4 protein-coding genes and 2 pseudogenes are annotated in these 7,009 nt (G+C 73.9%); 2 read left to right on the top strand and 4 right to left on the bottom strand.

The annotated features are described in order from the left end of the window. Positions 1–229: pseudogene (locus FNH09_RS47355) on the top strand (hypothetical protein); the annotation flags it as partial. 60 nt (positions 230–289) lie between these two features. Here the strand turns inward: FNH09_RS47355 and FNH09_RS43135 are convergent. Then, a complete protein-coding gene (locus tag FNH09_RS43135) occupies positions 290–2,635 on the bottom strand; it encodes a cell division protein PerM (RefSeq protein ID WP_476691279.1) in 2,346 nt (781 codons plus the stop codon). 113 nt (positions 2,636–2,748) lie between these two features. On the opposite strand from FNH09_RS43135, the gene FNH09_RS43130 reads away from it, so the two are divergent. Then, positions 2,749–3,879 carry a sigma factor-like helix-turn-helix DNA-binding protein gene (locus FNH09_RS43130; protein ID WP_162469964.1) on the top strand — a complete coding sequence of 377 codons (1,131 nt, stop codon included), beginning with the start codon at positions 2,749–2,751 and terminating at the stop codon, positions 3,877–3,879. A gap of 163 nt (positions 3,880–4,042) precedes the next feature. On the opposite strand, the gene sucD is transcribed toward FNH09_RS43130, so the two are convergent. The 3 genes and pseudogenes from sucD to FNH09_RS49285 all read right to left on the bottom strand — a co-directional run. Beyond that, positions 4,043–4,927 (bottom strand): succinate--CoA ligase subunit alpha, encoded by an 885-nt coding sequence (gene sucD, locus FNH09_RS43125; RefSeq protein WP_152895329.1) that lies wholly within the window; start codon positions 4,925–4,927, stop codon positions 4,043–4,045. A 21-nt stretch (positions 4,928–4,948) separates the two neighbouring features. After that, positions 4,949–6,127, bottom strand: coding sequence for an ADP-forming succinate--CoA ligase subunit beta (gene sucC, locus FNH09_RS43120; RefSeq protein WP_162469963.1), 1,179 nt, complete (start codon positions 6,125–6,127; stop codon positions 4,949–4,951). A gap of 621 nt (positions 6,128–6,748) precedes the next feature. Continuing rightward, positions 6,749–7,009: pseudogene (locus FNH09_RS49285) on the bottom strand (hypothetical protein); the annotation flags it as partial.

Below are 7,009 nucleotides of genomic sequence, written 5' to 3'. Positions count from 1 at the left end.
CCCGAACACCCCCGCCCAGCCCACGACCGGGCGCCCGCAGACCACCGCCGCGGTGACCGGCCTGGTCACGGCCTCGCTGGCCATCGCCCTGGTCGCGGCGGCCTTCACCGCCCAGCTCGTCTACCGCGACTACTACACCTGCACGAACGACGCCCTCACCAACGCGGCGAAGCAGTCCTGCAAGCAACTCCTGCCGGAGGAACTGCGGGGCGTACTGACCACCAACTGACCGCCGGCCCCTCCTCCCGACGAGCAGGGGCCGGCGCCAGTTCCCTCCCCGTAGCCGGGGTCAGAGGTGCGGGCCGGTGGGGTCGTCCGGGGGACCGGACGCGTCTCGCAGGGCCGCCCAGCGGGCCGCGCGCGCCGCGTCGCCGTGCCAGGGTCCGGGCAGCGGCTCGACGGCGGGCGGATCGGCTGGGAGAAGGTCGTACGGGCTCTCGTCCTCGCGGCGCCGTGCCGCGTCCCGGGCGCTCCTCGGCTTCGTCGCGGGCCCGGTCGAACGCCGGCGCCGCAGCAGCCGGCCGACCGCCGGGCGCCCCGGCATCCAGAACCGGCGCCCGTGCGCGTCCCGGCCCTCCTCCGTCTGCCCGGCTTCCGCCGCGGGCGTCCGCTCCGGCACCGGCCGGGGCACCGGCTTCGGCACCTGCCCCGGCCTCGCCGGGGAGTCGGCCCGCGTGCGCCCTGGAACGCGCGGCAGACGCGGCCGTACTCGCGCACCCTGCTCCGCCTGCTCCCCCGGGGTCCCCTGCTCTCCCTGCTCCCCCTGCGTTTTGGGCGTCTGCCCGGGGACAGTCCCGGTGGGCGCCTCGGGGGCCGTGCCGGTGGGCGCCTGCGGCGCCTGCCCCGGCTTCGGCGTCGGGGCCGGTCTCGGGACGGGCGTCGCCTCCGGCGCCGGGGCCGGAGCCGGGGCCGAGGCCGAGGCCGGGGCAGGCGCCGAGGCCGAGGCCGACCTGGGCTCCGCGGCCGAGACCGACCTGGACTCCGCGGCCGAGACCGACCTGAGCTCCGCGGCCGAGGTCGGCTCCGTCCCGGTCCCCGTTCCCGCCCTCGTCCTCACGATCAGCTTCCACGTCCGCTTCGGCTCGGGCCCCGGCGTCGGCTCCGACGCCGACTCCGACTCCGGCTCAGGGGCCGGAGCCGGTGCCGGTGCCGGTGCGGGTGCGGGTGTCGGTGCGGGTGTCGGGTCCGAGGGCTGCTTCGGCTCCGTCCTGGCCCCCGTCGTCGTCCTCGCGAGCAGCTTCCACCTCCGTCCCGGCGTCGGCTCCGACGCCGGAGGGGGTGTGGACTTGGCCGCCTCGGCCCGCTGTCTGCCGATCGTCGACTCGGAACCCGCCGCCGGGACAGCGCCCCGACGCCGCCACCACCGCGCCGTCAGTGCCACCGGCACCCCCATGCCCGCCGTCCAGACGAGCGCCGCGCACCCCACCTGCCACCACACCGGCCCGAACCGGGCGAGCTCGGCGACGCCGAGCGGTCCGCCCGCCAGCGCGGCCAGTACCGCCAGCGCCCCCGCGCACAGCACGGCCGCCAGTCCGGCCGAGGCCGCGGTCCGCTCCCGCGACCAGCCCCGGGCCCCCGGCCTGCGCAGCGCCGCCCTGGCCGTGAACCAGCCCACCGTGACCCCGGCCGCCACCGGCACCGCCGCGGAAGCCCAGTTCAGCGGCGTACCCGGCCCGGCGTCCGGGACCGCGGCCAGCAGCGGGAACGGCGGGAGCAGCGGAGCGGGAGCCGAGGCGACGGGGGCCGCGACATGGCCGACGCCCAGCGCGAAGCCGGGGCCGAGGGCGTACGCGGCCGCCCACACCACCGCGTTCGGCATCAGCGCGAGGCACAGCAGCAGCACGGCGAACCGCCCCGACCAGCCCTCCGTCAGCTGCCAGAAGGACGCGCGCGCCGCGTCCCCGTGCCACACCAGCGACACCCCCACCAGCAGCGCGCCGCCCCCGAAGTACACCGCCGTCCCGGCGGCCGCGGCCCGTACGGCGGCCCCGAGCCGCGCCCGCGCGTCCGCCCCGAGGACGAGCCGCCGCAGCGCGTCCGGCAGCAGGGCCAGCATGCTGTCGACCGGGGTGCGGGGCCGCCCGTACGCCGTCCACACGCCCGCCCCGGCCATCACCACGGCGACTAGCGGCAGGCTCGCCCCCGTCCAGTTCCACGAGGGCCGCAGATCGCCGCCCGCGGCATAGAGCGCGGCGGCCGCGCCGACGGCCAGATAGCCGAGGACGACACCCACCCAGGCCGTGTGTGCCGCGACCGGCGGCACGTCCGCGTCCACGTCCGTGTCCCCGTCGCCGTCCACCGCGTCCCGGGCCGCCCGGTACACCAGCCAGGCCGGCAGCGCGCACAGCAGCAGCGGGGTGACGCCCACGGGGGCCGGGACACCGGAGAGGGTGTCGGTACGGACCAGTTCGGCTCCGTGCGCCAGCAGCCACAGGGCGGCGGCGACATGCAGGGCGCCCCCCGGGCCGCTGTCGGGGTACGGCGAACTGATCCAGAGTACCATCACAAGCACGGCGAGCGCGCCGAGCCCGAGCCCCGCGGCGACGGCACCGCCCAGGAGACTGGCGCCCATTCCCGGCGAACGGTCGCGCATCCGCATGAGCAGGGGCGACAGCAACGATCGGCGAGCGGTCATGTGGATCACATCGCCATGCTCCCAACGACACGCGCTTTACCGTCGCAACAGGCGAACCTCCGACGTGTCACTCAATATACGTTTATGTACTTTTTCGCACGGAGGGGCGTCCTGTGACACAGAGCCCCGCACCTCCGCTCCCCTCGCCGGGCGAACGCCGACGCCTTCGCGAGCGGGGTGCGCTGACGCAGGATCAGGTCGCCGCGCGGATCGGCGTCCCCCTGAAGACGGTGCGCGCGTGGGAAGCCGGCCGCACCGCTCCGCGGGGCCGGAAGCGGGAGGAGTACGCCAGGCTGCTGGCCGCCTTCGCGGAGCCCGGCCCCGGCATGACGGCCGGTCGGGGGACGGACGGGACCGAGACGACCGAGCCGACCGAGCCGACCGAGCCGCTGGAGCGGCAGACCTCACCGGACGCCGAACCGTCGGGAGCCGGCCCGGCGAACGGGACCCTGACACCGGCTCAGGCCTTCGACGCGCTGTACGCGTTCTGCGCCCCCGCCCTCGTCCGGCAGGCGTATCTGCTCACCGGCCGCCGCGCGCTCGCCCGCGAGTCGGTCGAGCGCGCCTTCCAGCTCGCCTGGCAGCGCTGGCCCGAGGTGGCCCAGGACCGCGACCCGGCCGGCTGGGCGCGGGCGGCGACGTACGACTACGCGCTCTCCCCCTGGCACCGGTTCCGTCCGAGTCACCGGCACGGTGAACCCCCGCCCGCCGACGCGGCCGACCGCGCGCTGCTGGACGTACTCCTGCGGCTCCCGCCGCCGTACCGCCGCACCCTGCTGCTGCACGACGGGGTCGGTCTCGGTCTGCCGGAGACGGCGGCGGAGACGGAGGCGAGCAGACGGGCGACCGCGAAGCGGCTGCTGCACGCGCGCGAGGCCGTCGCGGCGCGGCTGCCGGAGCTCGCGGACCCGTCCGGCCTGCACCGGCGGCTGACCGGTCTGGCCGCCGCCGAACGTCTGCCGACGACCAAGCCGACGACGGTGCGGGTGAGCGGGGAACGCAGGGCGCGCTTCTGGACCCGGGCCGCGATCGCGTTCACGGCCGCCGTCATCGGCGCGACCGTCCTGACCCTGCACACCGCGCCCACGCGCTACCGGCAGCCGGTGCCGGCCGGGAAGACGGTGCAGGGCGTCCCGCCGAAGCCGGCGCCGGGCCCGCTGTCGTACGAGCAGGAGATCCTGCGGGACAAACTGCGCTCACAGCCGCAGAACGGGCCGGAACGGCTGGCGCCGGAAGCCCGGTGAGGGCGCCCGTCGCCACCGGCACGGTGGTGAGGGGCGACCCGCCCGGCGCCCGGGCGTGGGACGGCAGGCGGACATACGGCAGGGCCCGCACCCCCGTGAGGGTGCGGGCCCTGCCGCGGCCGCGACGCGCGGGGCGTCCGCCGGCCGGTGATCCGGAGTCCGGTCAGCCCGCGAGGATCTCGCGCGCCAGCTTCGCCGTCTCGGTCGGGGTCTTGCCGACCTTGACGCCCGCGGCCTCGAGGGCCTCCTTCTTCGCGGCGGCCGTGCCGGAGGAGCCGGAGACGATGGCGCCGGCGTGGCCCATGGTCTTGCCCTCGGGCGCGGTGAAGCCCGCGACGTAGCCGACGACCGGCTTGGTGACGTGCTCGGCGATGTAGGCCGCGGCACGCTCCTCGGCGTCGCCGCCGATCTCACCGATCATGACGATCAGGTCGGTGTCGGGGTCGGCCTCGAACGCGGCGAGCGCGTCGATGTGCGTGGTGCCGATGACCGGGTCGCCACCGATGCCGACGGCCGACGAGAAGCCGATGTCACGGAGCTCGTACATCATCTGGTACGTCAGCGTGCCGGACTTCGACACCAGGCCGATACGGCCCGGCTTGGTGATGTCGCCCGGGATGATGCCGGCGTTCGACTGGCCGGGGGTGATGAGACCCGGGCAGTTGGGGCCGATGATGCGGGTCTTGTTGCCCTGCGACACGGCGTACGCGTAGAACGCGGCCGAGTCGTGGACGGCGATGCCCTCGGTGATGACGACCGCGAGGGGGATCTCCGCGTCGATCGCCTCGACCACGGCGGCCTTGGCGAACGCCGGCGGCACGAAGAGGACGGACACGTTCGCGCCCGTCTTCTCCATCGCCTCGGCCACCGAGCCGAAGACCGGGATCTCGGTGCCGTCGAAGTCGACGGAGGTGCCCGCCTTGCGGGGGTTCACGCCACCGACGATGTTCGTGCCGTCGGCCAGCATGAGCTTGGTGTGCTTCATGCCCGTGGCACCGGTCATGCCCTGGACGATGACCTTGGAGTCCTTGTTGAGGAAGATAGCCATGGCTGTCTGAGTCCCTCTTCCTTACTTCGCAGCCGCGAGCTCGGCGGCCTTGTCGGCCGCGCCGTCCATGGTGTCCACGCGCTGGACCAGCGGGTGGTTGGCGTCGGAGAGGATCTTGCGACCCAGCTCGGCGTTGTTGCCGTCCAGACGGACGACGAGCGGCTTGGTGACTTCCTCGCCCTTGTCCGCGAGCAGCTGGAGCGCCTGCACGATGCCGTTGGCGACCTCGTCACAGGCGGTGATGCCACCGAAGACGTTGACGAACACGGACTTGACGTCCGGGTCGCCCAGGATGATCTCCAGGCCGTTCGCCATCACGGCCGCGGACGCGCCGCCGCCGATGTCGAGGAAGTTGGCGGGCTTGACGCCACCGTGGTTCTCACCGGCGTACGCGACGACGTCCAGGGTGCTCATGACGAGACCCGCGCCGTTGCCGATGATGCCGACCTCGCCGTCGAGCTTGACGTAGTTGAGGTTCTTCGCCTTGGCGGCGGCCTCGAGCGGGTTGGCGGACTCCTTGTCCTGGAGGGCCTCGTGCTCCGGCTGGCGGAACTCGGCGTTCTCGTCCAGGGAGACCTTGCCGTCCAGGGCGATGACGTCACCGGAGGCGACCTTGGCCAGCGGGTTGACCTCGACGAGGAGCGCGTCCTCGGCGATGAAGGTCTTCCACAGGGTGACCAGGACGTTCGCGACCTTGTCGGCGACCTCGGCCGGGAAGTTCGCGGCCTCGACGATCTCGCGGGCCTTCTCGGGGGTCACACCCTCGTTGGCGTCGATCGGGGTCTTGGCGACGGCCTCCGGACGGGTGGCGGCCACCTCCTCGATCTCCATGCCGCCCTCGACGGAGGCGATGGAGAGGAAGGTGCGGTTGGCACGGTCCAGGAGGAAGGAGACGTAGTACTCCTCCAGGATCTCCGGGGCCGTCTCGGCGATCATCACCTTGTGGACCGTGTGGCCCTTGATGTCCATGCCGAGGATGTCCGTCGCACGGGCGACGGCCTCGTCCGGGGTCGCGGCCAGCTTCACGCCGCCGGCCTTGCCGCGGCCACCGACCTTCACCTGTGCCTTGACGACGGACTTGCCACCGAGACGCTCAGTGGCTGCGCGGGCCGCCTCAGGCGTGTCGATGACTTCACCGGCCAGCACCGGTACATCGTGCTTGGCGAAGAGGTCCCTCGCCTGGTACTCGAACAGGTCCACGCGCTTCCGTCCCTATCAGTGATCTCGCGGTTCGTTGGATGCGTGGGCGTGCCGCGAGGGCAACGTGACGACCGCTGTGTCACAGGGGGTGCGCACACGGTGTCCGAGCGCGCGGCATGTCCGTCTCGCAGGTTATCGCCGGTTGCGGAGGGTCTCTAAATCGAGGGTCACACCACAGCGGTGATACCTGTCACATGATGCCGTGTATCCGGCACGCTTTGGCACGCCGTGCCGCGAAGGCAGGGCCTCACCGGGCTGGGGTTGACCCGGTGAGGCCCCTGGAACGGCTCCCGGAAGGGAGCAGGACGGCTGATCCTCACCCCAATGGGGATCCTTCCGTCCTCCTCCGCGGGAACCGGCCCGAACCGACCGACGGCTTTCGGCCGTCCGGGTCCTTCGGTTCCGCGGAGTCGCTTGTCGGCCTGCGCCGGAGTACGTGTTGCCGCGGGCGACAGGTCGCATGTTCCCCCTTCTGTGCACACTCTGTGTGCACAGAACGTCCGTCGCACGATCCCGCGCGGGCGTGGGCGCGGGACGGGAGAGGGACGGAGTCCGGAGCCCCCACAGGGGTCGGACCGGTCGCACCGCGCGGCAGGCCGGCGGCGAGGGGGGGTCACCCCGCTAGGCGGGGGATACGGGGATGTCCTGCCGCCTGTCCCCGGTCCCCCCGGTGGCGTCCGCGCCCGTCGTGGGGCCGGACACGGACCACAGCGGAAGCCGCCGGTCCATGGGGACGACCGGCGCCTCGCCGTACTGCGGCGTCACGTCGTCGGAGGCCGACCGGCCGACCTGCACACCACCATCGGGATCACCGGCGGGCGCCCGATGCACGGGCGTCGCCCGGCCGTCGCGGGCCGGACGGTGGCGGGTGGAGGGGACGGC

The organism is Streptomyces adustus, assembly GCF_009377175.1.
Classification (GTDB): Bacteria; Actinomycetota; Actinomycetes; order Streptomycetales; family Streptomycetaceae; genus Streptomyces; species Streptomyces adustus.
The sequence above is the reverse complement of the archived record's forward strand: the minus strand, read 5'-3'. Positions and strand labels throughout refer to the sequence as shown.

What these genes read in the sequence shown, in the direction of transcription:
- sucD (WP_152895329.1), bottom strand. Translation starts at nt 4,927, where the DNA reads ATGGCTATCTTCCTCAACAAGGACTCCAAGGTCATCGTCCAGGGCATG.
- FNH09_RS43135 (WP_476691279.1), bottom strand. Translation starts at nt 2,635, where the DNA reads ATGACCGCTCGCCGATCGTTGCTGTCGCCCCTGCTCATGCGGATGCGC.